Here is a 26,495-nt window from a genome sequence, read left to right on the forward strand (position 1 = left end):
CGAACCCCTCCGAGCGATGGTCGAGATCCTGTCAGAGGTCGCGGGTGTCGTGCGGTTCGCCGTCGGCCTGCTGCAGCTCGGTGTCGGCGAGCGGGATCTTCTCCGACTACGCGCTCCAGGTGGCGATGTCCTCGGCACGCTCGCCCAGCGCGGTCGAGGTCGAGATGAGGACCGCCAGGGCGCCCGATCGACGTCCGGGGCGTTCTGGCCGTATGTGCGCAGAGCCGAGTCGACTGTCCGGAACGCGGCACGGTCGTCGTTCTTGAACTCGCGCAGGACGCGGGCGTTGTCGAGCGCTTTGGCCGGCCCTTGAAGCTTCTTCGAACCGCCCTACTCAAGCTCGGTCGGCTCGTCGCGCTGGATGAAGAAGACCGAGTTGCCGAACGGGGCAACCAGGGTGGAACGGCCGGCACCGGTGCGGAATCGCGTGATCCGCGGCCTTCCGGTGGCGAGGGCCTTGCCGTAGGCGCGCCGCATGGCTTGGACGAAGGCGGCGTGGTTCGGGGCGACCGAGTCCACCATCACCAGGCACGCGCCGCCGTCCTCGCGCGCCGGGTCGTGACCCGCGGGCGCCTTGACGAAGTGCAGGTCGAAGCCGCTCCAGCGCAACGCCAGGGACCGGGATTTCCGCCTATGAAGGCCGGCCGGGGCAACGGGTAAGGCCGTGCCGCGACCTCCGACGAAAGTGAGCCGGCAGCGTGCTTTACCGCTCTGCGAGCAGGACCGAGTTGTACGGGGTGTAGTCGTAGTCGGCGTACGAGCCGGCCGGCTGGACGCCCTGGCAGCCGGTGCCGTTGTACCCCGTGCAGTTGCGGGCGATGGCGCCGCCCGTCTGGTTGTTGAAGAGCCTCTTCACGCCGAACTGGTTGCCGAGGTTGTGGGCACCGTAGGTGTACCACTTGTACGTGGGGCGCCCACCGTTCCACGAGGCGTTCGGGTAGAGGCACACATACCCGGACGGACACCCCTGGTACGTCCCCGCGGCCACGCTGTCCTCGACGCCGTGCGCGGCGGTGGCGGGCAGGGACAGGGCCAGCGCGGCGGTGCCGGCGACGGCGGCCCGCATCATGATCGTCATGAGGCCGGTTCTATCCGCCTCCCACGCCTCGGCAACGGACCCACGCCCCCCGGTTCACCCGGACGGACTCCAGGCGCCCTGGGTGCGCGGCCGTTCGTGGTGTGGAAGCCCGGACCGAACCGCTCCTCGATCCGTCTGTGCTGACCGGCGATCCATCCCCCGCGCAGGTCTGGATCGTTCGACCAGACGGCCAGTCTGCGGTGCGCACGTCCGGCGGGGTCTCAAGCTCCCGCCGGCGCCCGCAACAGCCCCCTGAGCGTCCGTCACCCGCTGCGCCCCGCACGGAAAGAGCCACACCACACCCGGTGTCTCTTACACGAAACCGGCCGGTCATAGTGGTGGTCATTCGGGCGGATTCCGCTCGAACGTACGAGACGGGAAGTTCCTCATGCACATACACCGGAGCCGTGCCGCGGCTCTTGCCACCATCGTCGGGCTCGCTGTGACCCTGACCGCCTGCGAGGGCACCGACGGCACGGCTGCGGCACTCAAGTCGCCGACGGCGAGCCCGACTCCGGGCACCTCGGCAGCCTCCACGTCCCCGACGCCGGCGGCCGACCAGAGCGGCTCCCCCACCGCGTCGACCGGCACCGACACCCCCGCGACCGCCGGCCCGACACAGGCAGGCCCGGACAACAAGGGAACGTCCGGGGGCACGGACGGCGCGACCACCGCCGACGCCTACGCGTACACCCACCCCTGCTCCGCTCGGAACATCACGGTCAAGGTCACCTCGCCGCAGGGCTTCCCCGCCGGCATCCGCGTCATCACGGTGACCAACAACGGTTCCACGACGTGCGGCCTCGACTTCGTCCCCCTCGTCGGCTTCAGCTCCAAGGGCGAGGCCCTCGGCATCCAGGCCACGACGCCCGACGGCGTGGGCGGCGCACCGGCGCACCCGGTTCGGCCCGGAGCCACGACGTACGCGGCCCTGGACCTCAACCCGTCGGGCGGCAGCGGCCCCGTCGCCGACGAGATCCAGATCGTGGCCGACCCGAGTCACATGCCGCTCGCGGACAGCGTCAGGCTTCCTCTCACCGCCCCGGGCACCGTCGTCCGCCCGAAGGTGGGGATCTTCCACTTCACCGCTCGCGACTCGCTCAACACCCTGTGACGACCCTGACATCCGGGCTCACCGTGTTCAGGTGAACCGGCGGCCCCACTCCTCCGGCTCCCAGGCGCGGAGCAGGTAGAGCAGGCCCGGGTCTCCGTCGATCCGCAGGGAGTCCGCCGGGAACCGGTCGGACAGGAACAGCGGCCGTGCCGTGGACGGAGGCGCCGGGCGCGTCCGGGCTCGCGTCGGCATCGGTGGCGGGCGCCGTGCCGCGCGACGGCACCGCAGGTCCGCGGCGACCGGGACGCGACCCACCACGTCCAGCAGCCGCAGTCGCCACCCGCCCGTGATCCCGGCGGCGGCGAACCCTTTCCCCAATACGACTGATCCACCCATGCGAGTGGATCATCCGCTGGATCACGACCAGTGACACGCGACGCCTCGGTAAACAGGGGGTGCCACTCGCCCCCAACCGTTTCACTGATGGGTCGTCACACCATGCTGAAGGTCGCCCTCCGGGTCCTCGCCACCACCCTCCTCCTCTCCGCAGCCATCACCCCGTCGGCCGCGGCCGCACCCGCGGCGGACGACGAAACCACCGCCCCGTGTGGGCCGATCATCGACTACCGGGCCGCGGACTGGTGGCGCACCACCACGAACCCGCGGATCGCCCCCACGGTCGCGGCCACCGCGTCCAGCGAGCGCTGGCAGTGGCGTGACGACGTCAACACCCTGTGGCGTGGCGACACCAGGGAGAACGTCGAGGAGATCTTCCGAACCGGCTTCACCCCGCGCGGCGACCAGCTCACCCCTCTGGCCGAATACATCGTCAAGGGCGGAGGGCAGCTCAGCGCTCACCTCAGCACGAGCTGCGACGCATCCGTGGCCAAGCGGTTCGCCACGTACGGCGCGGAGAAGACGGGCTGGGTCTACGAGATCTACGCTCCCGGCGGGATCGACGTGAACGCGACAGCGCGGGTGAACAACTACCAGTCTCCGTACCTGTGGAACAAGGAGATCGACTTCCCCGGTGGCGTTCAGGGTCACTTCATCAAGGGCGCCTGCAAGTACCGCCTGACGGGCACCGACCCCGTCACCAACGACAAGACCTGGGAAGGCCTCGGCTGCAAGGAGAACGCCGGCTTCGCGCCCTACAAGACCGACGCGGCCACGTACACCCTCGCGCGCTGAGCCGCCGCCCGGCCGCACCCCGCTGTGCCGGCGTCAGCAGGTGACGCACGTGCCGGCGGGGTGCGGGTGTCCGGTCTCCAGGCCGACGTGAACGCGCCGCGGGGCGTCCTCGGTGTCCCCGTCCCCGGTGGGCCACACTCGTACGGCGGTCAGGGCGGCGACCAGGCCGATCACGCCGAGGGCGCCCACGGCCACCGGCAGGCCTGCCGTCGCGCCCACCCACCCGGCCAGGGGGTAGGTGATCAGCCAAGCGGCATGCGAGAGGGAGAACTGCGCGGCGAAGGCGGCCGTGCGCTCCTCGGGCCGCGCCGAACGCCGGATGAGCCGGCCGGTCGGGGTGAGGACCAGGGAGCATGCGGCGCCGAACGCGGCCCACGCGATCAGCAGGGCGGGCCAGCGCCAATCACCCGCGGAGGCGGTGGTGATCACGCCGACGGCCGCGAACACCACGGGCAGGACCAAGGCGCCGCCGAGCATCACCGCGCGGTCGGCGACCCGGTCGAGGATCCGCGACAACAGCAGGGCGACCACCATCGAGCCGGCCCCGTAGGCGCCGAGGGCGAAGGCCACGTCGCCGGTGGACCGGCCCAGGTGGTCGCGGACGTAGACGACCGTGTTGACGGTGACCAGGGCGCCCGCCGCGGCCACCGCCAGGTTCAGCCACAACAGGGCCCGCAGGCGCGGGATCCGGAAGAACAGGCGACTGCCGGCGGTGGCCCTCCCGTACACGCCGCCGGAGCGCCGCTCGCCCGTCGGAGCCGGCTTGGGCAGTACGGCGGAGACGACCAGGGCGGTGGAGGCGAGGAATCCGCCGACGGTGCCCAGGAACAGCCAGTTGTAGCTCATCAAGGTCAGCAGGGCGGCGGCGAGCGCCGGGCTGAACAGGCTCTCCAGGTCGTAGGCGAGGCGGGACAGGGTCAGTGCCCGGGTGTAGTCCCGCTCCTTGGGCAGCACGTCGGGGAGGGCGGCCTGGAAGGTCGGGGTGAAGGCGGCGGAGGCGGCCTGGAGGGCGAAGATCAGGACGTAGACCTGCCAGACCTGGTCGACGAACGGCAGCGTCAGCGCCACCGCGGCCCGGGTGAGGTCGGAGCCCACCAGCAGCGCCCGTCGCGGGATCCGGTGCGCGACCGCGCCGACCGCCGGGGCGATGGCCACGTAGGCGACCATCTTGATCGCCAGCGCGGTGCCGAGCACCGATCCGGCGCGGTCGCCGGCGAGGTCGTACGCGAGCAGGCCCAGGGCGACGGTGCCCAGCCCGGTTCCGACCAGGGCGATCACCTGGGCGGTGAACAGGTGCCGGTAGGTGCGGTTGCGCAACACGGACAACACGTGGGCGTCCTTTCCAGGAGAGCGGACCCCACCACCATACCGTCATGTGCGCAGATGCGCACATGACGAAGGTGGCCGTGCGCACCTGCCGCGCCCACGGCGACGGACGACCGTCGAACTACCCTGGTCACATGCCCGCGAGCGAGTCACTCCCAGCTGCAAGCACTGCGCATCTGCGCGCCCCCGACGAGGCGCGCCTCACCGAGGCCGCCGCGGTCTTCGCGCTGCTCTCCGACGCGACCCGGCTGCACCTGCTGTGGCTCCTCGCCCAGGACGAGTCGGACGTCGGCTCGCTCGCCGAACGGTGCTCGGCGTCCCGCACCGCGGTCAGCCAGCACCTGGCCAAACTCCGGCTCGCCGGTCTGGTGGAGACCCGCCGGGAGGGACGGTACGTGTTCTACCGGCTCAGCGACGGCCACCTGCGCCGCCTCGTCGTGGAGGCACTGAGCCACGCCGACCACCGCGTCAGCGGCGAAGCCCCGCACGACTGAGGCGCAACCCCGCGGCCTACGTTCCCCTCCGCTTGAGGGTGCGCACGAGGCGCCGGCGGACGATCACTTCTCGATGCCCTGCTTCGGGCGCGCTTCGACGAGCTGACGGCATGGGCACGCGCACGCAAAGCGTCGGGCTCGCCCGAAGACGCCCTCCTCGCGTGGCCGGCCGACTGCGTGGCGTGCACACGTGAGTACCGGGGCGAGGTGGCGCTGAGGGCGGCTGTCCTTGAGGACGCCGAGTCCGCGCTCCACACCTCGTGCGTCACCATGCGTGCGGCGGCCCCGAGTCGGCTTCGAGCCACCGCGCCGGCATGCGGTCACCCCAGACGCTCATGTTCAGGAGGGCGTCGGCGTCCAGTTCGGATCGCGGCCGCTCAGGCCGACGGCCCGGTCCAGCAGCGGGGCGTCTTCCGGTACGGGGACGACCGGGCCGAAGGCGCCGCCGTCAGGGTCCTGCGCGGCCGCGAGCAGGAAGGTGTGGGAGGCGCGCAGTGCCGCCTCATCGGGTGCGTACTCCTGGCCGGTGGCCCGCGCCAGGTCCCAGCCGTGGATGACCAGTTCGTCGGCCGCCACCGCGCCCGCGACGTCGCCGGGCAGGTCCACGCCACCCGCGCGGGTCATACCCGTCCAGGCGGCCGGGTCCTTCCATGCCTCGGCCAGTTCGTCCAGGACCTGCGGCAGCTCCTCACGCCAACGGTCGGGCAGACGGGGCGCGGCGGCGTCCGGGGACGTGTCGGTCGTGGAACCCAGGTCCTTGCGGGCGGCGTCGCGAAACGCGACGGCCAGACCCGCGAGGTGGCCCAGCAGGTCACCGACCGTGTACGCCGGGCAGGGAGTCCGACCGCCAAGCCCGGCCTCCGGCACACCGGTGACGAGACGGGCCACGATGTGGGCCTGCGGTCCCAGATCGAAAGCCGCCACATCCGCCATCTGCCGCTCCTTACGTTCCGAACGCATCCGCAGGGTAGGCCGGGGGCGGAGCCGAAACCGTTCCGACATGCCCCGCCGAACGGTCGCGCCCTCGATCGGCCCTACGTGCTGCTCGGCGAGACGGGGGTACGGCTCCGGCTCCGTCCCCACCATGTCGGCGACACACCCACCGACCCGGGTCACGATGCGATCGTGGACGTCGTCCGGCTTGCCGGACCTCGCCGGGCTGCAGTGTTCCCGCAACCGCGCGGTGTCCGGTACTTCCCCGCCCGCGCCCGTCTCGGCAACGCGACGAACGGGGAGGGCGCGGGCTCCGGCCGCGCGGCCGAGGACACTCCGGGGGACGGAGTCACGGCGCGAGCTTGGTCGGCGTTCACGGATTTCGGGCCGCCGGAGCAGGCGAGCGACCCCCCGGCACGCACTCGGCACGGGAGCCGGCCGCGCGGCTGTGCCGCGGCCCGCGACGGAACCGTCACCGCCGCATACGAGGGCTGTAACGGTCCTCGCGGGAGCGTGAATCCGCAACCGGCGAGGGCATCCTGTCCAGACCAATCCAGCACGTTCCGTAGCCACGGGGGCTCATGATGCGCACCTTCCGCAGGACCGCCCACGCCCGAACGCTCGGTGCCATCGGCCTCACCGCCGCGGCGCTGCTGGCCGCCACGGCCTGCACGCCGAGTGACGACAAGGCCGGGGCGACCCCGCCGGCGCAGTCCTTCACCCCCTCCCCCTCCCCCTCTCCTTCCGCCTCCGCGTCCGCGCCGGCGACCGCCAAACCCTCCGCGTCGCCCTCCGCGCCCGGACGTCCGGGCGAGGCCGAGGGCGACCCGAAGGGCATCGACGGCAACTGCCCCGGCGAATCCACCGACGTGAAGGTCGAGTGGGCCGTGCCGCCCACGAAGGACGACTCGAAGCTCCTGCTGACGGTCACCAACACCGGCACCCAGCCGTGCAAGTTGCGCACGCACCCGGTGCTCCGGCTGGAGGACGGCCGCGGCCGGCTCGTGGGGATCTTCGAGAACTCCAAGCCCCGGACGGAGCTCACCCTCGCCCCCGGCAAGGAGGCGTACGCCGGCCTGCTCCTGCGCCAGAGCAACAAGGACGTCAGCACCCTCGTCAAGAACATGGCGCTCGCGCCGCACGGTCAGCGCCCCGACACCAACACGGGCGAGGGCGTGCTCCTGGAGATGCCGAAGGGTGGCGCGTACGTGGACGACAAGGCCCGTGTGACGTACTGGAACAGCAGCTCGGAGGCCGCGGTGTCGCCACTGTTCGCTCGCTGACGACGTCGACTGCTCGCGGCCCGCGCGCGGGAACCCGGGCCTCGCCGTCAAGCAGATCCCACCGCGATTCGCGGGACGCGCTCGCCGCCCTCCGGGTCCGTGGCCCACACTGGAATCCGGCACTCCACGCCTCGGTGCCTGTGCCGTCCGGAACCGTGGGAGGCGAGCATGGTCATCCAGCACCACATCACCCGGGACATCCTGCACGTGAAGATCGCGCAGGAGCTGAACGTCTCCAACCGGTCCGCGGCCGCCCTGGAGGTCGAGGCCCTCGTCCAGGCCCACCGCCCCCTCCGGGTCGCGATCGAGCTGCCGAAGACCGACCCCTCGCCCATGACCCTCAGCGCGCTGGGCCGCGTCCACCGCATGTGCCAGAGCCTCGGCGTTCCCCTCACCGTGACCGGACCGGGCGAACACGCGCCACCGCTCCCCCTCCGCCTCGATCCGCACCCGGTACAGGCCGAGCCTCTGGAGCACGGTGCGCGACAGAACCACTGAGCCCGTACGCCGTGTCCGGTAGGCCGCGACCGCGCCGGCACGGTCTGGGTGACCACCGGCGACTTCACCGTACGAGGCGCCGATCGCCCGGTTCACGGCGTCGGTGTCGGTGGCGGCCGGGGGAAGCAGGGTGCCGATGCCGGCTCCGGCGAGGCACGCGTAGGGCCATTGGGCGAACCCCACGCAACCGAGCGCCGTGCCGCGCTTCACCGCGGGCCTGGCACCGCGCTGGACGAGGATCCGACCGCCCCACTGGACAGCGAGGAGACCGACGCGAAGAACGTCACCAGGACAAACGCGAGCAACGCGATTCTCAAGGAACACCTCGATTCAGTGCTGTCCGGGGCCTTCCGTTCCGATCGCCGCACCGTGGCGTTCACCGGCGACGACGCACCCGGGCGCTGCTGGAGGGACTTTCCAGCGCCGTGGACTCCGCGGTGTTCAGCCCGGACGGGCTCCTCCTCGCGACCGGCAGTGACGACCGGTCAGTGGCGATCCGAAAGACCTGCCAGGCTGTCAACCGCAACCTCAGGGCAGAGGAACGAGCGGCATACCTGCCGGACCGGGAAACCACCCCCGCATGTCCGGGCGGGCGAACGCAGGATCAGGCGACCGGCTCTGGGACGGGGGCCTTCTGCCCTCGGCAGCCCCTCACCCACCCGGTCCACCGCGCGATGCGTGGGTCCGCGGGAAACCGGAGGCGTAGCGGAGCGCCAGGGCAGGCTTCGCCGTGGGCCACCAAGCCGCCAACGGGATGTGGGGATGGACCGGTGGTCGGCGGACCGCCCTACGGCCAGGCCGGGTTGCCCGCCGGGGGCTGGCGGCTGTGCTGATGGTTCGGGGGGCAGCTCCCCGAACCCCCGGATGTCCCGTACCTGCCCCACCCCAGGAGGGCGTGCAGAAAACGGCGTTCATCCCGCAGGGGGGGGAGCAAGACGGCGTGAACTCCAAGGAGTTCTTCGACAACGAGTCATCCCGCCGGTGCGGGAGCAGGCGAGACGCTGAGCAGCCCGGTCAGCGCGACGGGGTCATCCCCGCGGATGCGGGGAGCAGCCGAAGACATCTTCGAGGCTGGTGTGGCCGACGGGGTCATCCCCGCGGGTGCGGGGAGCAGTCCATCTCGGACTTGAGCTCGTCGATCCGCCCGGGGTCATCCCCGCGGGTGCGGGGAGCAGTTGATGAAGGCGAGGGCCAGGTCGGCGCCGAAGGGGTCATCCCCGCGGGTGCGGGGAGCAGGGCAGGTTCGAGAAGGACCACGCCCACTGGGAGGGGTCATCCCCGCGGGTGCGGGGAGCAGGCCCAGAGCGCCGCCGAGGATGAGGGCGAGGCGGGGTCATCCCCGCGGGTGCGGGGAGCAGCCGCCGGTAACCCCTTTGCGCTGATGTTCATCGGGGTCATCCCCGCGGGTGCGGGGAGCAGCCGAAATCCCCGGCCTGGCCCCAGGGGAGGCGGGGGTCATCCCCGCGGGTGCGGGGAGCAGACGGCCACCGCCAGCGTCCTGCGCAGTGCCAAGGGGTCATCCCCGCGGGTGCGGGGAGCAGGCTTGCTGAGCTGGGAGTGTATGCGGGCAGCGGGCTCTGATTGACGACTTTCACTGAATCCGACAAACCGGGCCGATTCCGCGTCCCAATGCCGTCGACTGATGGCGATCGCCACGCGGATCGAGTCACACCGGGCCCAGCTGTACGAGTTCAAGGGCCACCAATGGCGAAGCGCGGTGGTCAACGCGCTCAAGATCCCGGGGCAGCCCCGGCCGACGTGGGGGTCGTCCCCTCGGAGTCCACGGACTTGCTGCCCGCTCCCCCTGACGGTACGCCGACGCGGGCCCTTGCGCATATGCCTCCAGCATCACCCACCACCGCATACAAGGCCCGGTGACTCCGGCGCGGCCCTCCAGCAGCGAGGGGAAGAAGCTCCCCACCCGGATCTTCGGGATCGTCGGCTCCACATCGCCAGCCTGCGTAGTCAGTGCCTTCTCGCGGTGGCCGTTGCAGCCGCGCCCTCACATCACCGCGGGCTGGGTCATCCTGCGGGTGCGGGGAGCAGGCTTTCCGGCCTGGAAGGCCATGTGGGTGGAAGGCAGCGGTCGACCACTCTTACCAAATCGGATAAACAGATGTGCGGAGACACTCGCGGCTCCTCGACGCACCATCTAGCCCCGACCCAGCCGGAGTCGGCGGTGGCAAGGCCCTGGGGCACGTAGCGCGGTGAGGACGGCGTCCAGGGATGGGTCGTATGTCGCCCTCGGCCCCGACGCCGAGGGGCGGACGCTCCTTAGTCGGCGACAGGATGCGCTCGACGGGTGGCGCTTCACGAGGAAAGGTCCCGCTTCCCCGCACTGGTCCACGCCGCGCGAGCCGTCATGGAAACGTCGCCATGGGGACCGAGCTGCTGGGATCCACTCACCCGGTGGTCACTGCGTTGCGCGAAGCGTGGCATGAGTCGCCGGCGACCCCAGAGGGCAGCAAGTCCGGAAGCTCCACAGGTCAGCGGTAGCCGCCTAGCGATTCAGCAGCACGGATCGCCGCCCTCGCCCGCGTGGGCATCTCCGCCACCGTGCACGGACGTCGCCTCTCCGCCACCGGCGTCGCAGGTACGGCCGCCGCCGGAAGGGCGGCGAGGCCCGACCAGATGACGCGCAGTCAGAATTCAAGGTGCCGCTGTCGGCCGCGTGGGCAGTCAGGGAGTGCTCGATCCCGCCACGTGCACGCTGAACGGGGTGGTGACCCGCATCGAGTAGCCCTGTCCCCGGCGGATCGTCTACCCGGCGGTGAGCGCCTGGTGGACCGCGTCGTCGGCGACGCGGCCAGGTGCTCGGCGACCAGGCCGGTTACGTAGACGACCGCGATCGGGTCGGCGACCACCGCCTGGATGTCGTCGGTGACGTCGTCTTGGCCGTCGCCGAGGGGGGCCGAACCGGTCGTCGGCAGTGCCGCGTGAGCATCGCCACGGATCGAGATCGAGAGGCCGTGCGGCGCGCCATCGCGACAGCGGACGGTGGTGGCCCGACAGGCGGGAGAAGGATGCCGTACGTGCGCCCCGTCGGGTCAGGACCGCAGGTAGGTAAGGACGGCCAGGACCCTGCGGTGGGTCTTGTCCGTCGGAGGCAGGTCCAGCTTGGTGAGGATGTTGCCAATGTGCTTGCCGATCGCCGCTTCGGAAACCACCAGTTCCTTGGCGATCGCGCCGTTGGACTTGCCTTCGGCGATCAGCGCCAGCACCTCGCGTTCGCGCGGGGTGAGCTGCTCCAGCGGATCGCGGCGGCGGCGCAGCAACTGGCGTACCACCTCGGGGTCGACCACCGTCCCGCCGTCCGCCACCTTGTGCAGCGCTTCCACGAATTCCTCGACCTGGCCCACCCGGTCCTTGAGCAGGTAGCCGACGCCCGATCCGTCTCCGGAGTCCAGGAGCTCCGCGGCGTAGGTCCGTTGCACGTACTGGCTGAGGACCAGGACCGGCAGTGTGGGGCGCTTCGCACGCAGCCGTACCGCCGCGTGCAGGCCCTCGTCCTGGAAACCCGGCGGCATGCGTACGTCCGTCACCACGATGTCGGGGGCATGCTCCTCGACCGCCGCGACCAGTGCCCGCGCGTCCCCGACGGCCGACACCACCTCGTGGCCGCAGCGGCTGAGCAGGCCGATGAGGCCTTCCCTCAGCAGCACGCTGTCTTCGGCCAGTACTACGCGCAGTGATCGGCCGCCCTGGTCAACCCCAACTCGCAAGGAAACTCCACACGCAACAGAGTCGGTCCACCGGGTGGACTGGTCAGGGCAAGTCTGCCATCGAGGACGGACACCCTGTCCGCCAGACCGGTGAGGCCGCTGCCCGCCGAGGCGTCCGCGCCGCCGCGGCCGTCGTCGCGCACTTCAAGGAAGAGGCGTCCGTCGCGATGACCGCCGCTCACCCGCGCGCGATCGGCTCCGCTGTGTTTGTCGACGTTGGCCAGCGCCTCGCAGACCACGAAGTACGCCGCGGCTTCGACCGCCTGCGTGGGTCGGCCGGGCAGTGCAAGGTCGACGTCGACGGGGACGGTACAGCGGTCGGCGGCGTCCGCGACCGCGTCTTGAAGGCCGTAGTCCGTGAGGACCCTGGGGTGGATGCCGTGGATGAGTTCGCGCAGTTCCGCGAGCGCCGCGCGCGCCTCCTCGTGGGCCTTGTCGAGCTGGTCGGCGAGCGGGCCCGGCGGGGTGTCGAGGCGGGCCAGCCCGAGGGCCATCGTCAGGGCCACCAGGCGTTGTTGGGCGCCGTCGTGCAGATCGCGCTCGATACGGCGCCGCTCGGCCTCGAAGGCCTCGACCAATCGGACGCGGGAGCGGGCCAGTTCGACCACCTTGGCGCCGAGTTCCCCCTCGCGGGAGGCGATCAGCAGCCGGGCCAGTTCGGATCGGGCGCCCGCCGTGACGCCGAGGACGTAGGCGCACAGGCCCAGCAGGAGCAGGCCCAGCACGGCGACGCCGAAGGCGGTCGGCCAGGTGGTGACCGTCCACTGCTTGAGCACCTTCGCCTCATGGCCGTCGCCGACCGTGGCCATCAGCAACGGGGTGGAGACCATGGACAGCGGGAAGAGCAGCGCGACCGTGATCGCCAGGGCGTCGACCGGCCACAGCAGCCCGGCGAACAACAGCGCGTACCCGAGCTCGCGCCAGGTCGCCTGTTCACGCAGCCGGGTGGTCAGCCAGGCCCACAATCCCGGCGCGGCCGGCACCTGGTGCGGGCCGGACACCGGGTCGCGGTCGATCAGGCGCAGCCTGCGCCGCTCCACCTCGGCTACGGGAATCCCGCTGAGGGCGAGCAGGACGAGCAGCGGCAGCCCCACCAAGACCAGGGCGAGCGCGCCACAGACCATGGCCACCGTCACGAGCCCCACCAGGGTGACGGCACCGGCCACCGCGCCGGTGAGCAGGTACGCGGCGGAGCGCCAGGGCCAGGGCGACAGCAGGAAGCCCGGCCGGGACATGGCCTGCCACACATTTCGAGGGTGCATGGGCATGACCGTAAGTGGGCGCGGCGGTCGGTGCCATCGGTCCAGCGTCCGTATCGGGGGTAGGCCTGGCCCTACCCAAGGTCTCGTCCCGGCCGTACTGCGTCACGAGGGGCTTCGGGGGTTTCGTGGAGGCGTCAACGAGCCGAGCAGTACGTGCTGATGGGGAGACGGACACATGACCAAGGACGCGATCCGGTTGCGCTCCGTGACCAGACATTTCGGGGCGGGCGGTATGTCCGTCACCGCCCTCGACCAGGTATCGCTCGCCTTCCCGAGGGGGACGTTCACCGCCGTGATGGGCCCGTCCGGGTCCGGCAAGTCGACCCTGCTGCAGTGCGCCGCGGGCCTGGACCGGCCCACGTCGGGGTCGGTCAGCGTGGGCGACACGGAGTTGACCGGGCTGAACGAGACCAAGCTGACGCTGCTGCGCCGCGAGCGCATCGGCTTCGTGTTCCAGGCGTTCAACCTGTTGCCCTCGCTGACCGCCGAGCAGAACGTGGCCCTGCCGCTGCGGCTGGCCGGCCGCCGCCCGAAGAAGGCCCAGGTGCGCGACGTGCTCCACCAGGTGGGACTCGGCGACCGGGCGCGGCACAGGCCGACGGAGATGTCCGGCGGCCAGCAGCAGCGGGTGGCCCTGGCCCGCGCGCTGATCACGCGGCCCGAAGTGCTGTTCGGCGATGAGCCGACCGGGGCGCTCGACTCGCAGACCGGCCGCGAGGTGCTGACCATGCTGCGTGGCATGGTCGACCGGGAGGGCCAGACGATCATCATGGTCACCCACGACCCCGTCGCCGCCTCCTACGCCGACCGCGTCGTCTTCCTCGTCGACGGCCGTGTCAACGGCGAGCTGATCGGCGCCTCCGCCGAGGACATCGCGGCGCGCATGACCAAGCTGGAGGCGGCGCCGTGCTGAGCACCACGCTGCACACCCTGCGCACCCGCTGGGTCACCTTCACCGGTAGCTTCGTCGCCCTCTCCCTGGGCGTGGCACTGATCGCCGTCATGGGACTGGCCCTGGCGTCCTCGCTGGACGCACCCGCCCGGGGGCCGGAACGGTTCGCCGCCGCGCCGGTCGTCGTCAAGGGCCACGACACCCTCAAGGTGCCCACCCCGATCGGCGAACGCGCCCGGAAGCTCGCCCAGCCACGTGCCGTGCCCGACGACGCGATCGCGAAGCTGCGCGATCTCGGAACCGTCGTCGAGGATCGATCGTTCCCCGTACGGGCCGAGGGCGGGCCCGCCGATCTGGTGGGCCACCCCTGGTCCACCGCGGCCTTCGCGCCGTACGAGCTCGCCGCGGGACGCGCGCCCGAGGCCGCGGACGAGGTCGTCGTCAGCGGTGACTGGGCCCGTCCGGGAACCGCGGTGCGGACCGACGGCGGCACCGTGCGCGTCGTGGGCACGGTCCGCGTCGTGGGCACCGTGCGTGCAGTCGGCACAGGGCGCGCAGTCGGCACCGTGGCCGGGCGCGGCTTCGAGGACGCCGTGTTCTACACCGACGCCCGCGCCGCCGAACTGTCGCCACGCAGCCTCCAACTCGTCGTCGACGCCGATCCGGCCGCCGTGCGCGAAGCGGTGCGTGGCAGCGAGGGCGTACAGGTCCTCACCGGGGACGCGCGCCGGTACGCCGACGCCGACCCCGACCGGGACAGCGAGGCCCTCACCGCGATGAACGCCATGTTCGGCACGGCCGGCGGCGTCACCGGGTTCGTGTCGGTGTTCGTGGTGGCCTCGACCTTCGCGTTCGCGGTGGCCCAGCGGCGCCGCGAGTTCGGGCTGCTGCGCACCGCCGGGGCGACCCCGGGGCAGATCCGCCGCATGGTCGTCTACGAGGCGCTCGTGGTCGGGGTGCTCGCCTCAGCCGTCGGCTGTGCGCTCGGCTCCTACGCGGCTCCGAAGCTCGCCGAGTGGGCCGTCGAGGAGAGCCTCGCGCCCCGCTGGTTCACCATCGGCGACTACACCTGGCCCTATCCCATGGCGTTCTGGACGGGCCTGTTCGTGGCCCTGTGCGGCGTGCTGGCCGCGTCCTGGCGGGCGGGCCGTACCGGTCCCACCGAGACGCTGCGCGAGGCGTCCGTGGACACCCGGGCGATGACACGGGGCCGCCTGCTGTTCGGCGTGGCCCTGCTGATCACCGCCGCGGTGACCCTGGCGCTGGCCCTGACGACGAACCCGGGCGACCTTCTGCAGCGCAAGACCTACGTGAGCCGGCCCATGCTGCTGATCACCGCGGTCGCGCTGCTCGCGCCGGTGCTGGTGCGGCCACTGACCCGGCTGATCGCCTGGCTGCCGGCCCAACTGCCCGGCGCCGGCGGGATGCTGGTGCGGGAGAACGCCGTGGCCGGGGTACGCCGCACCGCCGCCGTCGCGGCGCCGGTGCTGGTCACCGTCGCGCTGGCGGGCTCGCTGCTGGGCGCCACCGCCACCCTCGATGAGGCGAAGGCCACCGAGGTGCGCGAGCGGACGACCGCCGACTTCGTGGTCGCGGCGGCGGGCGACGCCGGCTTCGACGAGGCGACGCTGCGGCGGCTTCGGGCCGTGTCCGGCGCCGAGGTCTCGGCGAGCTCGTCGAGCGCCGTGTACGTCCTGGAGGACGGCGTCGCGCTCATCAGGTCCGACGCCAGGGCCGTCGAGCCGCGCCCCCTCGCTGCAACGGCCCGGCTCCCGCTCACCGCGGGCAAGACGAGCGACCTGGACGACGACTCGATCATCGTCAACGAGGAGTGGGAGAAACACACCGTGGGCGAGCGGGTGGACGTGTGGCTCGCAGACGGCACGAGGAAGTCCCTGAGGATCGCCGCGGTCATGAGCATCGGCACCGGTGACAACGGCGTCTACGTCACCCCGCGCAACGCGCCCGCGGCGCCCGTCGACCGGGTCGACGTACGCCTCAAGGACGGTGCCGACGCGGGCACCGTGGCCGCCGGTCTGCGTCAGGCGGCGCGGGCGTCGGGCGGGGAGGTCCTCACCAGGGACGCCTGGGTGCGGGCGACGTACCCCGAGGCCAACCGGACGACGCGGATGGGCTTCTTCCTGGTCCTGGGGATCGCTCTCCTCTACACCGGTATCTCACTGGCGAACACGATGGTCATGGCGACCTCCGACCGGGTCCGCGAGCTGGCCGTGCTGCGGCTCGCCGGCGCCACCAGGTGGCAGGTGCTGCGGCTGGTGGGCGCCGAGGCGCTGATGGTGGTCATGGTCGGCGGACTGCTGGGAGCACTGGTTGCCGGGCTCAACATGGTCGGCATGTGGAGCGCGCTGGGCCTGCTCTCGGTGTGGACGTCGATCGAGATCCCGTGGGCGACGCTCGCGGCGACCATGGGCGCGTGCGCGGCGCTCGCCGTCCTCTCGGCGATCGTCCCGGCCGGCCTCTCCCTGCGCCGCAGGGCGGTGGAACTGGCGGGCGCACGCGAGTGACTTCGCCTCAGTGGGCCCTGACTGCGGGTGCGGGGTCAGGTCGTCGCGTACTGGCGGGCGGTCCCGGGGCTGTCCCCACGCGAGCGGGTGGTGTACGAGGTCGAGGCCGGCCGGCCCATGCCCTGGGAGGCCGGGCATCCGTTGGGGGGCCGTGCCGTTGGAGCCGGGGTACGGCCGGCGGCACGTACGCGCTCACCGCGGTGCGCGACACCCTACGCGACGTGTCCGGGGCGAGCGGCGAGGACCACGACGGGCGGAGGGACGACGAGAGCGCACTGTTCGCCCTGACCGTCACCGACGAGGGCCAGCTGCTGCTGGACTCCTCCGTCGTCGCGCCGTGCGCCTAGGGCGTTTCCTTCGGATCATCTGATCGTTGGTTGGGGTGTGTCATGGCTGACGCGCAGTGGGCGATGATCGAGCCGTTGCTGCCGGACCGGACACCGAAGCGGGGTGGGCGGTGGCGTGATCACCGGCAGGTGATCGACGCGATCACCTTCAAGTACCGCACCGGCACTCCGTGGATGCATCTGCCCGAGCATTTCGACTCGTGGAAGGGGGCCCACAACCGGCTGCGGAAGTGGGCTGCCGACGGCACCTGGGAGATGGTCTTCACCGCCCTGCTCGCCCAGGCCGACGCCGAAGGCGACCTCGACTGGATCGTCTCGGTCGACTCCACGGCCGTCCGGGCTCATCAGCACGCCGCCGGAGCCCGTCAAAAGGGGCCCCGGCCGGCGAGCCGGCCGACCATGCCCTCGGACGGTCCCGCAGCGGGCTGACCACGAAGGTCCACCTCGCTGCGGACAGCCGATGCCGACCGCTGGTGTTCGTCCGCCCGGGCAGGCCGGTGACACGGCCGCGTTTCCCGAGTTCATGGCCCAATTGCGGGTGCCGAGGCCGATCGGTCGGCCCCGGACCACCCCGGATGTGGTTCTGGCCGACAAGGCGTACTCATCGCGCGCAATCCGAACCCGTCTGCATCGGCGCGGGATCCGGGCGGTGATCCCACAGCCCTCCGACCAGGCCGCGAACCGCAAGCGACGCGGCCGGCTCGGCGGCCGGCCGCGGCCTTCGACCGCGAGGCCTACAAGCAGCGGAACACCGTCGAGCGGTGCATCAACAGGCTCAAGCAGTGGCGCGGTCTGGCCACTCGATACGACAAGCCCGCCACCATCCACCTTGCCGGACTCCACATCGCCGCCATCTTCATCTGGTCAACGAGATGAACGGGAAGGGGCGTCCAGCGGGGATGCGCTGTGGCAGTGGCCCGCTCAGTCACGGCAGCTGTAGTTCCTGATCACAGCTGCTCGTGACGGTGGTGTCGTTGCTGGTGGCAGGCGATAGCCACGGCTTGGTGACGGCGCGCCGCCAGGCGATCCCGTGCAGGACGTGGTCGCGGTCGTGGACGGGTTGGGGCAGCACTAGGTCATGTCTGACAAATGATCACCGAGCGGGAAGTGTGCGCTCGGTCCAATGGCCTTGCCGTCCTTACGCCGGCCAGTGATTCTGGGCAGGTGCCAGGACAGGGGAAAAGAAGGCGGCGGCAAGAGGACGCGCGGCAGCGGGTTGCTGCTCGCACCGCGCCGGACGCGGGACAGTGGGAAGTCGTCGTTGAGACTCGGGACCAGGCGGAGATGCGTACGCGGTTGCGCCGTCTTCGGGAGGCAGGAGTTGACGGGTCGATGATCCGGATCGACACGCTGTGTGGGCGCCTGGGGCTGCCGACCACCTACCGGCTGAGCCGTTTCATGACGGACCCCGCGCGAGAGCCCGAGCACGAGCACTCTGATCATTGATCTTGTGGCAGGTCGAGGCGAGTTGACGGAAGCGGCGTGGGAGCGAATAGAGCCCCTGTCGCCGCGGGTGGATGGGCGTGGTCGTCCGTGGCGTGGTCGTCCGTGGCGTGATCACCGGCAGGTGGTCAACGGGGTGCTGTGGCGGCTGCGGACCGGGGCTCCGTGGCGCGATCTGCCCGAGCGGTACGGACCCTGGCAGACCGTCTACGAGCGGTTCGCCCGCTGGGAAGCGGACGGGACCTGGGCGAAGCTGCTGGAACACGTCCAGGTCCGCGACGACGCGGTGGGCCGGGTGGAGTGGACCGTCACCGTCGACTCCACGGTCAACCGTGCTCACCAGCACGCCGCCGGCGCCCGCAAAGAGGGGCCGCAGACGGGGACGAACTGGAAGATCCGGACCGCTCGCAGACGCGCCAGGCCCTCGGCCGGTCCCGAGGCGGGCTGACCACCAAGGTCCACCTCGCCGTCGACGGCCTGGGCCTGCCCCTGTCCATCGTGCTCACGCCCGGCAACGTCAACGACGCCACCGCCTTCGGCCAGGTCCTCGACGGGATCCGCGTTCCGAGAGTCGGCACCGGCCGCCCGCGCAGGACACCGCCCCGAGTCCTGGGCGACAAGGCCTACTCCAGCCGGGCGATCCGGCACCTGCTGCGACGCCGCGGCATCGCCGTCACGATCCCCGAGCGCCGCGACCAAGCGGCCAACCGCCGGCGCCGAGGGCGCCTCGGCGGCCGGCCGCCCGCCTTCGACGGGGAGATCTACCGCGAGCGCAACGTGGTCGAACGATGCTTCGCACGCCTCAAGCAGTTCCGCGCGATCGCGACAAGGTTCGACAAGCTCGCCGACCGCTACCGCGCCGGAGTCGTCCTGGCCTCGCTGATCCTCTGGCTCCGCGAAACCAGTCCGTGATCATTTGTCAGACACCCCCTAGGCCGTGTCTTTCGGATCAGACCGGGCCCGCTGTGTCTGGTAACCGCTCCCTGACCCGGCCTGATCCGAAATGTGCGGCCCGAGCGGCTCCGGCACCTGCAAGCTGGTCCGGGATGCCCGGCTGTCAGTGGCCTTTGGCAGCATGAACCCATGAGCAAGGTAGTGAACTACAGCATGGCGAACCGCGGCGAGATCGTGCGCTTCGTGCCCGCCCTGGACCTGAGCGCCGACGAGTCACAGCGCCTGGACAACATGCGTGTCAGGGCGAAGGCACGTCAGGACAGCCTCGACCATCAGGGCGTGGACTGGGGGCTGTCGGTCCCGGACGCCCTGGAGGAGCTGGTCTCCGGCCGTGCCGACTCCTCCGCCGATTACGCTGGCTGCGCCTACTACGCGGCTCTCCAGATCATCATCGACCACAACGCGAGCGACAGCTCGACGCTGGCGAGCTACCGGAGCCCCGTCACCTACTTCTCCGCCCTGGACGATGCCCTCGGCTCGGCGGGCGTCCCGGCCGACCTGCTGCCCTACCAGTACGTCTTCAGCGGCCCGCCCTCGGAGATCGGGTTCCACATACCCCATCCCCTGGAGGGATCACCGGAGATCGGCTGCTGGCCCCTCGCGAAGGCAGGCCCTGCGGTGAAGGCCTACCGCGCGGTGCTAGACCGCGTCGACGCCGATCTCCGGTACGACCTCGGGGAGCTCATCGAGGCCCTCGACGGTTGGGCCTCGGAGTGGAACGAGGGCGAGGGTGCCTGGTGGTGGGCCGAGGACGGCTCGATCTTCTTTTCGATCACCGGCTGATCCACTGAGGAAGCGGCCGAGGAAGCGGTCGCTCCCTCCGGGTGTCCAGCCGAGTTCGGTGTAGGGGCGGCCGGGGCAGATGCCCTCGATCGCCGCCCTGGTGTAGGCCGTTTCCTTCAGGTCACCCCGCAGACCAGATGAAGATGGCGGCGATGTGGAGTCCGGCAAGGTGGATGGTGGCGGGCTTGTCGTATCGAGTGGCCAGACCGCGCCACTGCTTGCGCCTGTTGATGCACCGCTCGACGGTGTTCCGCTGCTTGTAGGCCTCGCGGTCGAAGGCTGGCGAACGCCCACCTCGACGGCCGAGGCGATTGCGGTTCGCGGCCTGGTCGGCGGGCTGCGGGATCACCGCCCGGATCCCGCGCTGCCGCAGATGACAGCGGATCACCCGCGACGAGTGGGCCTTGTCGGCCAGGACCACATCCGGCGTGATCCTGGGACGGCCGATCCGCCTGGGCACCCGTAACCGGGCTATGACCTGCGCGAACGCGGGTGCGTCGCCAGCCTGGCCTGGCGTGATGACGAACGCCAGTGGCCGGCAACGGCCGTCCACGGTGAGGTGGATCTTCGTGGTCAGCCCGCCGCGGGAGCGTCCGAGGGCATGGTCGGCCGGCTCGCCTACCGGGGCCCGTCAAAAGGGGCCCCGGCAGCGTGCTGGTGGTCCCGGCAGTGATGGAGTCGACCGCGACGACCCAGTCGAGGTCGCCTTCGGCGTCGGCCTGCGCGAGCAAGGCGGTGAACACCTTCTCCGAGGTCCCGTCCGCCGCCCACTTCCGCAGCCGGTTGTGGGCGCCCTTCCACGGCCCGAAGTGCTCGGGCAGCTCCGTCCACGGTGTCCCAGTGCGGTACTTGAACGCGATCGCGTCGATCACCTGCCGGGCCGGGCGTGGGGGCGTGTCGTGTCCGTCGCGTTGCGGCCCGACGAGCTGGCGTACGTCGTTCTCCGGCTCGGTACCAGGCCCTGTGTCTGCCGGCAGACGTCGATGAGCGGCATCCCGCGACCCCGCTCAGGTGACTGCCCCACTCACCGTGTCCCCTGGTCCGCGCTTTCCTCCGTAGCCCGTCACAGCAACTTCTCGACGTTCCCATGGCCCCGACAGGCAGGGGGAACCTCATGCGATCGGTCGCCCGACCCCACTAGGCTGACGGCCCCGCGCACTCCGCGCCGCGCGGAGTTGGAGGGAATGGTGACCACGGAAGACTTGGAAGGCATCACCCGGCGGCGACTGGTGATCGTGGCGATCACCGACTACGGAGCCGACGACACAGAGTTCCGCGAAGCCATCGACATCCAGGCTGGACGCATCACCGACTGGCTCGCCGGCCCCAACCTGGACAAGAGGCAACGTTTCGAGGTCAGCCGGGCGCCCGCCGTACAGTCCGTCCAGGACCTGCGTGACTTCCTCCGTGACGAGGCCCTGACGGCCGCCACGTACGAGGAAGCCGTGGTCGTGTACATCACCGGCCATGGACTGGGCGGGAGTTCACATCGCCACTACCTGACGTTTGCGGAGACGGACGAGAAACGCCCGCTCGCTACGGCCTTCCAGACCAGTGAGCTCATTGCCGCGGTTCTGGACAGCGAGTCGGAACACATACTCGTGCTCGTCGATTCGTGCTTCTCAGGCACTTTGCACACCGAACTGAGCTCCCTGCTCCGAGACCTGGACAAGGACCGCTACGCCTTCCACGGAGTCGGTGTCGTCACCTCCGGGGACTTCTCCGCGCAGCCATTGATCGGCTCCTTCACCGAGCGCGTGGCCCTGGCGTGCGAACGGATGCGGGACGAGGCCGCCGGGTACACCGCTTCCCACCTGTCCTTCCAGGAGTGGGAACAGCTCCTCGACGAGGTCGGGCAGGATGAGCACGGCCACGAGAAGGGCCTCATCGACGCCGAGTGGGCCTTCCCCCGCTCCCGGAAGAAGCGCCCGAGTGCCTGCCTGCCGAACCCCCGCTATCGGCCCGCCGTGAGCACGGCCGGTCCGGCGCTCCGGCAGTTGGCCCTGACGACGACCGTCGGGACCGACGTGCCGCTGGGCTCTCTCGACGACTTCTGGCTGGAGCGTGCCTCGGGGCGGCCGGCCGACGACGACCCGGGCTGGTACTTCAGCGGCCGGGTCACGCCGATGAAAGCCATGACGGCCTTCCTTAGGGGCGACGAGGACGAGCGCGTCCTCGTCGTCACCGGCGCCGCAGGTTCCGGGAAGTCCGCGCTGCTGGCCCGCCTCGTCACCCTCTCCGACCCGGGATTCGTCACCGACCCCCGGTACGCCGGCATGGTGGCGAAGGTTCCTACAGAGCTCCGGCCACCCCGGGGGTCGGTGGACATCGCCGTGCTGGCGCGCAACAAGTCCGCACGGGTGGTGGTCGAGGACCTCCTCACCGCGCTGGGTGCGGAGGACGCTTCCGATCCGGACTCGATCGTGCCCCTGCGGACCCTCCTGCGGCTGCTCTCGGATCGCAGCACGTCAGCCCGCAGGCCCGTCACCGTGGTCATCGACGCGCTGGACGAGGCACAGGATCCGCTCGCACTCGTCAACGACCTCGTCCTTCCGCTGGCCCGCCTCAGCGTCGCCGCCGGCGACAGCAGCCCGCTGCGCCTCCTCCTCGGGGTACGAAGCTCCCCGCTCACGGGCCAACAGGGCGAGGAGGTGCTGCACGACGAACGCGCCGACCAACTGCTGCTGCGCCTGACCGAGGCCCTGGGCAGCGAAGGGGTCCGGCCCCGCATGGTGCGCAGCGATGGTCCGTCCTGCGTCGACGACATCGCCGCCTACGTCGCCACCCTGCTGCTCGCCCCCGCAGACAGCCCGTACCATTTCTCGGCCGAAGCAGCCGCCGAGGCCGCGCGAACCATCGCGGCCGCGGTAGCCCCCTCGTTCCTCGACGCCCGGATCGCCGCCGACCAACTCCGGAAGGCCGGGGCGCGCCAGGACCTCACCGAGTCCGGCTGGTTGCGGCGTCTCGCCGACGGCACCAGCGGGCTTCTCCGGGAGGACATCGCGGCCGTCTCCTTGAGCACCGGGGTGCCCACGTACGCGCTGGTCACCGCCCTGAGGGCGACGACGTTTGCCCCTGGGGCCGGGCTTCCCTGGGCGGAGGTCTGGCCCGCCGTCACCAGCGCCCTGGCCACAGCCGAGTACGGGCCCGGCATCGGCGCGGACGCCGCCGACCATGCCATTCGGACGCTCCGCAACAGCCGGCTCGCCGGCTACCTGGCCACGGCCGAGGAGGACGACCGAGCCGTCTACCGTCCCGTCCACCAACGACTGACCGACCTCCTGACAGCGGATCACACCTGGCTGTTGAACCCGCCCGACGCGACGTCCTCCCTGTCGTGGCGCTCGGACACCACTCCGCAGACGCCCACCGCGGCCCATGCCGCGATCACCCATGCTCTGGTGGACCTGGTCGAACGGTCCCGGCCGCACACCGCCCACCCGTACGTCCGCAGGCACTTTCTCCATCACGCGACCGAGGGAAGGGTACTGACTGACGCGGCCGTGCCCTCGACGCTGCTGGCCCAGGAGACGTCCGGCACGCTGCGGACCCGCCTGGGGCTGCCGCTCCCGATCACGGACCCGGACCGCCGGACACTGACGGCTGCGGCACTGATCGAGCCGTACGTCGACGCGACCGTGGACATGGCGTCGCGCATGAGCAGCATCGCGTTCCAGATGGCCGTGCGGGACGAATCACGGCAGGCGCCACAGGGCCTGCCGGCGAGACTCGCGTGGGGCCGATGGGTGGCTCGTGTGAACGTCCTGGCGCCTCCCGGGGACAGTGCGACAAGCATTTGCTGCGTACCTACGCTGGACGGGCGCACGCTGATCGCGGTGCTGTCACGGCACGGGCAGGTCGAGATCCGGGACTCGGCAACAGGACGGCTAACGGCCGAGATCGGGTCCGAGAACGAGCCGGTGCACTCCGTGCAACCGATCCGATCCGCCGACGGCCGAACGTCCCTGCTCGCGTTGAACTCCGACAGCATCTCGATCCACGATCCGACGTCAGGCCAGCCACTCGCCCACGCGTCCCTGCCGTTCGCAGAAGAGGCACACGTCTTGAACGACGGTTCTGCGGGCCGGCAGCTGTTCGTGCTCACCGGCCAAGGCGCGTTCTTGTGGAACGCCGGCTGGGGCGGTGAAAGTGGGGCGGGGCCCGAGGGGCTCGTCAAGGCAAGGGGCTTTCCGCCGGTGCGCCGGCTGCCCACGCATACGACGACCGCTGTGGTGCGCAGGGCCGACGGGCGTCCTCTGGTGGCTGTGGCCACCCCGGACGGCATCCGGCTCTGGGATCCCTCGTCGGGGCTCGCGGCTGCTCCCCCTTTCGGTGGCGCGCATACGCACTCCCCGGTGTCCGTTCCGAGGCAGGGCGCGGACGATCTACTCCTGATCAAGAACGGAATCTCGTCCGCCTCCCTCAGCCAGATGTGGAACCCGTTCCTCGGCAGACCGGTACCGTACAGCCGGATCGGTGCGCAGGTGGTGACGGTACTGCCCGGCGGCAGGGGTCTCGCCTACGCCGAGGCGGGCCGGGTCATGGTTCGGAACATCGACGGCACCCTGGTGGAATCGTTCGATGCCGACGTCACGGACGTTCACGCGATCGGCGCGCTCGAAGGTCCGGAGGGCCCGCGCATCGTGTCGGCCGGACCACAGGGCATCCGGATCTGGGACCTCGACAGTAACGGTGGCCCAAGTGGACTGCGGACGCCGGAGACGCTCTACCAACCGCCGTGGGGTGGGCAGAACCGCAGCAAGCAGTGGCCCCTGTGCTGGAGCGCGCCGGGCGTGGTCCTCGTCGGAACCGGCAAGGGCCTCGACGTGCACGACGCGACATCGGGGTCGCTGCTGAAACAGGTGGCTGCGGGCCCGGTGATGTCGGCGGAGCCGATCCCTTCCCCTTCGGGCACCGCATACGTGGCCCTCAGGGGCCGGGCGGGCTGGGCCATCTGGGACCTCGTTCGCTATGAGCGCGTGAGCCGTCTCAACGTGGAGGGGCACCCCTACTCACCGTCATGCGTCGCACATACGCCGGCGAACCTGCCGCTGTTCGCCACCCTCAGGACGGACGGGGCGATCGAGATGGTCACGTGGGACCCCTCGCGCCGCGAAACCATCACCTCGACGGTCACCTACCACCATCGCGCCCAGCAGGCGCGGGCCTGCGCCGCTTTCCCACCGTGGAGCGCAGGTGGCACGACGGTCATCGCGGTGGCTGCCGCGGACGGGGTGGACCTCGTCGACCTGAGTTCCGGAAACCTCGTACGGGTCTTGCGCGCCGAGGACCCGACCACGGGACCTTTCCGGTCCCTATGTGCCCTCCAGAGTCGGGGGCGGACTCTGCTGGCCTCCGCCACGTCGGCCGCCCTCCACGTCTGGGACACCTCGGACGGAGCCCTGCTCGCGGCATGCGCGACCCCCGACACCCAGGTCCTGACCGAGTGGCCCCTGCCCGATGGCCGCACGCTCCTCGTCTCGGGGAACCGGAGCGGGCTCCGCCTCTGGGACCCTCTGACCGGCGAACTGCGCCACACCCTCCTCACCGGGGCTCCGGTCCACGGTTTGGCCGTCGGCCACGGACCGACGGCCCCGGTGCTTCACTTCCAGGGTCCAGCGGGCCTGGCGACGCTGACGCTGGACGAACGCCTGTTGTGAGGGCGGGCTGAGCATTCCCGGCAGGCTGACCGAAGCACGCGGGTCGAAGCACACGGCTCGACCGTCAGAGAAGTCCGGCCTTCGTGATGCGTTCGGCTACTGCCGGCTTGTTGAGGTAGCGGCGGACGTCATGGGCGTTGAGCCTGCCGTTGTTGACCTTGACATCGGTGACCCCGACCGCGAGGTCGGACAGGCCCCCACCCCTGCTCACCGGATCGTTCGGGGCGTAGAGGTTGGTCCACTCCGTTCCGGCCGGGACGGACAACGGGCCACCGGCTGTGTGTACGCCCTTCCTGACCGCCAGCCAGCTCAAAGGGGACCCACAGGTGATCAAGGAGGTGACACCGGGGCCCCCGCCCGCGGCGGCCGGTACCTCTCCACGGGTCACCATGTCGTAGAACACGACGCTGCCCAGCGAGTGGGCGATGACCATCCGGGCGCCCTTGGCGACCAGCGCCGCCCGGACCGCGGCCCGTACGGCCGCACCGGTCTCCGCGTGGCGCAGGTAGCCGTGGGCCTCGCGGACCAGCCACAGCAGTCGGTCGGTCACCCCCTTGCCGGCCACCCGGTCCACGGCGTGGGCCCGCCTGAGGATCCGTGGCGTGAGTCGCCCCTCTCCCAGGGTCCGACCAGCCGTGGGAGAGGAGTCCTCCTCCCCGACTGCTGACGGCGCATAGGTGGCCAAGGCCCGGAGGATGAACTCCTCTTCCTCCTCGTCGACGGGTGCGTCCTCGGGCGTGGGGGCGGTCTCCGGTCCCAGGCGCATGTACCGCGTGGCCGTCTGCGGGTAGACGCCCTGGTACGAGGGAACGGTGATCCGGACCGGGCCGGCGGTCCCGGCGTGGCCGGAGGCGGCAAGCGCCGCGTCCACCGAGCCCTGCCAAGTACGGCTCCGACCCTCCTCCGTGGCGGATGCCCCCTGTCGAATCCCGTGCACACCGACGATCTGCAGCATGTTCACGCCCCCGTCCCACCCGGCCGGCCGATCCACCGGACCCGCTCTGGGGCCGATCGTAGCGGCGTGCGGGGGGGGCACGCCGGTGCTTGAGC

General features: G+C 71.1%; 20 protein-coding genes, 3 pseudogenes and 1 CRISPR repeat array. Of the genes and pseudogenes, 12 read left to right on the top strand and 11 right to left on the bottom strand.

Annotated elements, in window-relative coordinates; all coding sequences use genetic code 11:
- Positions 1–330: 330 nt before the first annotated feature.
- Both M4D82_RS01790 and M4D82_RS01795 read right to left on the bottom strand, forming a co-directional pair.
- Entirely contained in the window at positions 331–609 is a 279-nt protein-coding gene (locus tag M4D82_RS01790) for a DUF8817 family protein (RefSeq protein ID WP_249764303.1), read from the bottom strand.
- A gap of 94 nt (positions 610–703) precedes the next feature.
- Positions 704–1,078, bottom strand: coding sequence for a hypothetical protein (locus tag M4D82_RS01795; protein ID WP_249764304.1), 375 nt, complete (start codon positions 1,076–1,078; stop codon positions 704–706).
- Between the two features lie 388 nt (positions 1,079–1,466).
- Between M4D82_RS01795 and M4D82_RS01800 the strand changes: the two genes are divergently transcribed.
- On the top strand, positions 1,467–2,192 hold the full coding sequence (locus M4D82_RS01800; RefSeq protein WP_249764305.1) for a DUF4232 domain-containing protein: 726 nt from the start codon (positions 1,467–1,469) through the stop codon (positions 2,190–2,192).
- A gap of 27 nt (positions 2,193–2,219) precedes the next feature.
- Here M4D82_RS01800 and M4D82_RS01805 read toward each other — a convergent pair whose 3' ends face one another.
- Positions 2,220–2,528, bottom strand: a complete 309-nt coding sequence (locus M4D82_RS01805) for a hypothetical protein (RefSeq protein WP_249764306.1) — start codon at positions 2,526–2,528, stop codon at positions 2,220–2,222.
- A gap of 87 nt (positions 2,529–2,615) precedes the next feature.
- Between M4D82_RS01805 and M4D82_RS01810 the strand changes: the two genes are divergently transcribed.
- On the top strand, positions 2,616–3,323 hold the full coding sequence (locus M4D82_RS01810; protein WP_249764307.1) for a scabin-related ADP-ribosyltransferase: 708 nt from the start codon (positions 2,616–2,618) through the stop codon (positions 3,321–3,323).
- A gap of 33 nt (positions 3,324–3,356) precedes the next feature.
- On the opposite strand, the gene M4D82_RS01815 is transcribed toward M4D82_RS01810, so the two are convergent.
- Positions 3,357–4,652 carry an MFS transporter gene (locus M4D82_RS01815; RefSeq protein WP_249764308.1) on the bottom strand — a complete coding sequence of 432 codons (1,296 nt, stop codon included), beginning with the start codon at positions 4,650–4,652 and terminating at the stop codon, positions 3,357–3,359.
- Positions 4,653–4,783: 131 nt separating this feature from the next.
- Here M4D82_RS01815 and M4D82_RS01820 point away from each other — a divergent pair, with 131 nt between their 5' ends.
- Positions 4,784–5,143, top strand: a complete 360-nt coding sequence (locus M4D82_RS01820) for an ArsR/SmtB family transcription factor (RefSeq protein ID WP_249764309.1) — start codon at positions 4,784–4,786, stop codon at positions 5,141–5,143.
- 339 nt (positions 5,144–5,482) lie between these two features.
- On the opposite strand, the gene M4D82_RS01830 is transcribed toward M4D82_RS01820, so the two are convergent.
- Positions 5,483–6,076, bottom strand: a complete 594-nt coding sequence (locus M4D82_RS01830) for a TIGR03086 family metal-binding protein (protein WP_249764310.1) — start codon at positions 6,074–6,076, stop codon at positions 5,483–5,485.
- Positions 6,077–6,657: 581 nt separating this feature from the next.
- Here M4D82_RS01830 and M4D82_RS01835 point away from each other — a divergent pair.
- Together M4D82_RS01835 and M4D82_RS01840 are read left to right on the top strand one after the other, a co-directional pair.
- Complete coding sequence (locus M4D82_RS01835; protein WP_249764311.1) at positions 6,658–7,359, top strand: DUF4232 domain-containing protein; 702 nt, start codon at positions 6,658–6,660, stop codon at positions 7,357–7,359.
- Positions 7,360–7,527: 168 nt separating this feature from the next.
- The gene (locus tag M4D82_RS01840) at positions 7,528–7,857 is read left to right on the top strand and encodes a hypothetical protein (RefSeq protein WP_249764312.1); all 330 of its coding nucleotides are present in this window, start codon (positions 7,528–7,530) and stop codon (positions 7,855–7,857) included.
- A gap of 1,024 nt (positions 7,858–8,881) precedes the next feature.
- Positions 8,882–9,398: a CRISPR direct-repeat array (repeat unit 29 nt; unit sequence GGGGTCATCCCCGCGGGTGCGGGGAGCAG).
- A gap of 125 nt (positions 9,399–9,523) precedes the next feature.
- Here the strand turns inward: M4D82_RS01840 and M4D82_RS01850 are convergent.
- The 3 genes from M4D82_RS01850 to M4D82_RS01860 all read right to left on the bottom strand — a co-directional run bounded on the left by M4D82_RS01850 (position 9,524) and on the right by M4D82_RS01860 (position 12,814).
- Positions 9,524–9,805 carry a transposase gene (locus tag M4D82_RS01850; RefSeq protein ID WP_249764313.1) on the bottom strand — a complete coding sequence of 94 codons (282 nt, stop codon included), beginning with the start codon at positions 9,803–9,805 and terminating at the stop codon, positions 9,524–9,526.
- A 1,099-nt stretch (positions 9,806–10,904) separates the two neighbouring features.
- Positions 10,905–11,519, bottom strand: coding sequence for a LuxR C-terminal-related transcriptional regulator (locus tag M4D82_RS01855; RefSeq protein ID WP_249764314.1), 615 nt, complete (start codon positions 11,517–11,519; stop codon positions 10,905–10,907).
- A gap of 17 nt (positions 11,520–11,536) precedes the next feature.
- Positions 11,537–12,814 (bottom strand): sensor histidine kinase, encoded by a 1,278-nt coding sequence (locus tag M4D82_RS01860; RefSeq protein ID WP_249771377.1) that lies wholly within the window; start codon positions 12,812–12,814, stop codon positions 11,537–11,539.
- A 202-nt stretch (positions 12,815–13,016) separates the two neighbouring features.
- On the opposite strand from M4D82_RS01860, the gene M4D82_RS01865 reads away from it, so the two are divergent.
- The 4 genes and pseudogenes from M4D82_RS01865 (at position 13,017) to M4D82_RS01875 (ending at position 17,481) form a co-directional block, all read left to right on the top strand.
- Positions 13,017–13,754 carry an ABC transporter ATP-binding protein gene (locus M4D82_RS01865; protein WP_249764315.1) on the top strand — a complete coding sequence of 246 codons (738 nt, stop codon included), beginning with the start codon at positions 13,017–13,019 and terminating at the stop codon, positions 13,752–13,754.
- Positions 13,748–16,258, top strand: coding sequence for an FtsX-like permease family protein (locus M4D82_RS01870; protein ID WP_249764316.1), 2,511 nt, complete (start codon positions 13,748–13,750; stop codon positions 16,256–16,258). The genes M4D82_RS01865 and M4D82_RS01870 overlap by 7 nt, the downstream gene beginning before the upstream one ends.
- Positions 16,259–16,479: 221 nt before the next feature.
- Complete coding sequence (locus tag M4D82_RS33980; RefSeq protein ID WP_283844436.1) at positions 16,480–16,605, top strand: hypothetical protein; 126 nt, start codon at positions 16,480–16,482, stop codon at positions 16,603–16,605.
- A 42-nt stretch (positions 16,606–16,647) separates the two neighbouring features.
- A pseudogene (locus tag M4D82_RS01875) lies at positions 16,648–17,481 on the top strand (IS5 family transposase).
- A 49-nt stretch (positions 17,482–17,530) separates the two neighbouring features.
- Here M4D82_RS01875 and M4D82_RS01880 read toward each other — a convergent pair.
- Positions 17,531–17,677 carry a hypothetical protein gene (locus M4D82_RS01880; protein ID WP_249764317.1) on the bottom strand — a complete coding sequence of 49 codons (147 nt, stop codon included), beginning with the start codon at positions 17,675–17,677 and terminating at the stop codon, positions 17,531–17,533.
- A 378-nt stretch (positions 17,678–18,055) separates the two neighbouring features.
- On the opposite strand from M4D82_RS01880, the pseudogene M4D82_RS01885 reads away from it, so the two are divergent.
- Together M4D82_RS01885 and M4D82_RS01890 are read left to right on the top strand one after the other, a co-directional pair.
- Positions 18,056–18,982: pseudogene (locus M4D82_RS01885) on the top strand (IS5 family transposase).
- 149 nt (positions 18,983–19,131) lie between these two features.
- Positions 19,132–19,785, top strand: coding sequence for a DUF7691 family protein (locus M4D82_RS01890; RefSeq protein ID WP_249764318.1), 654 nt, complete (start codon positions 19,132–19,134; stop codon positions 19,783–19,785).
- Between the two features lie 121 nt (positions 19,786–19,906).
- On the opposite strand, the pseudogene M4D82_RS01895 reads toward M4D82_RS01890, so the two are convergent.
- Positions 19,907–20,762 (bottom strand): annotated as a pseudogene (locus M4D82_RS01895) (IS5 family transposase).
- 210 nt (positions 20,763–20,972) lie between these two features.
- On the opposite strand from M4D82_RS01895, the gene M4D82_RS01900 reads away from it, so the two are divergent.
- The gene (locus M4D82_RS01900) at positions 20,973–25,445 is read left to right on the top strand and encodes an AAA family ATPase (protein ID WP_249764319.1); all 4,473 of its coding nucleotides are present in this window, start codon (positions 20,973–20,975) and stop codon (positions 25,443–25,445) included.
- A gap of 64 nt (positions 25,446–25,509) precedes the next feature.
- Here the strand turns inward: M4D82_RS01900 and M4D82_RS01905 are convergent, their stop codons facing one another.
- Complete coding sequence (locus M4D82_RS01905; RefSeq protein ID WP_249764320.1) at positions 25,510–26,406, bottom strand: hypothetical protein; 897 nt, start codon at positions 26,404–26,406, stop codon at positions 25,510–25,512.
- Positions 26,407–26,495: the final 89 nt, after the last annotated feature.

The sequence above is a fragment of the Streptomyces sp. RerS4 genome (assembly GCF_023515955.1).
Taxonomy (GTDB): domain Bacteria; phylum Actinomycetota; class Actinomycetes; order Streptomycetales; family Streptomycetaceae; genus Streptomyces.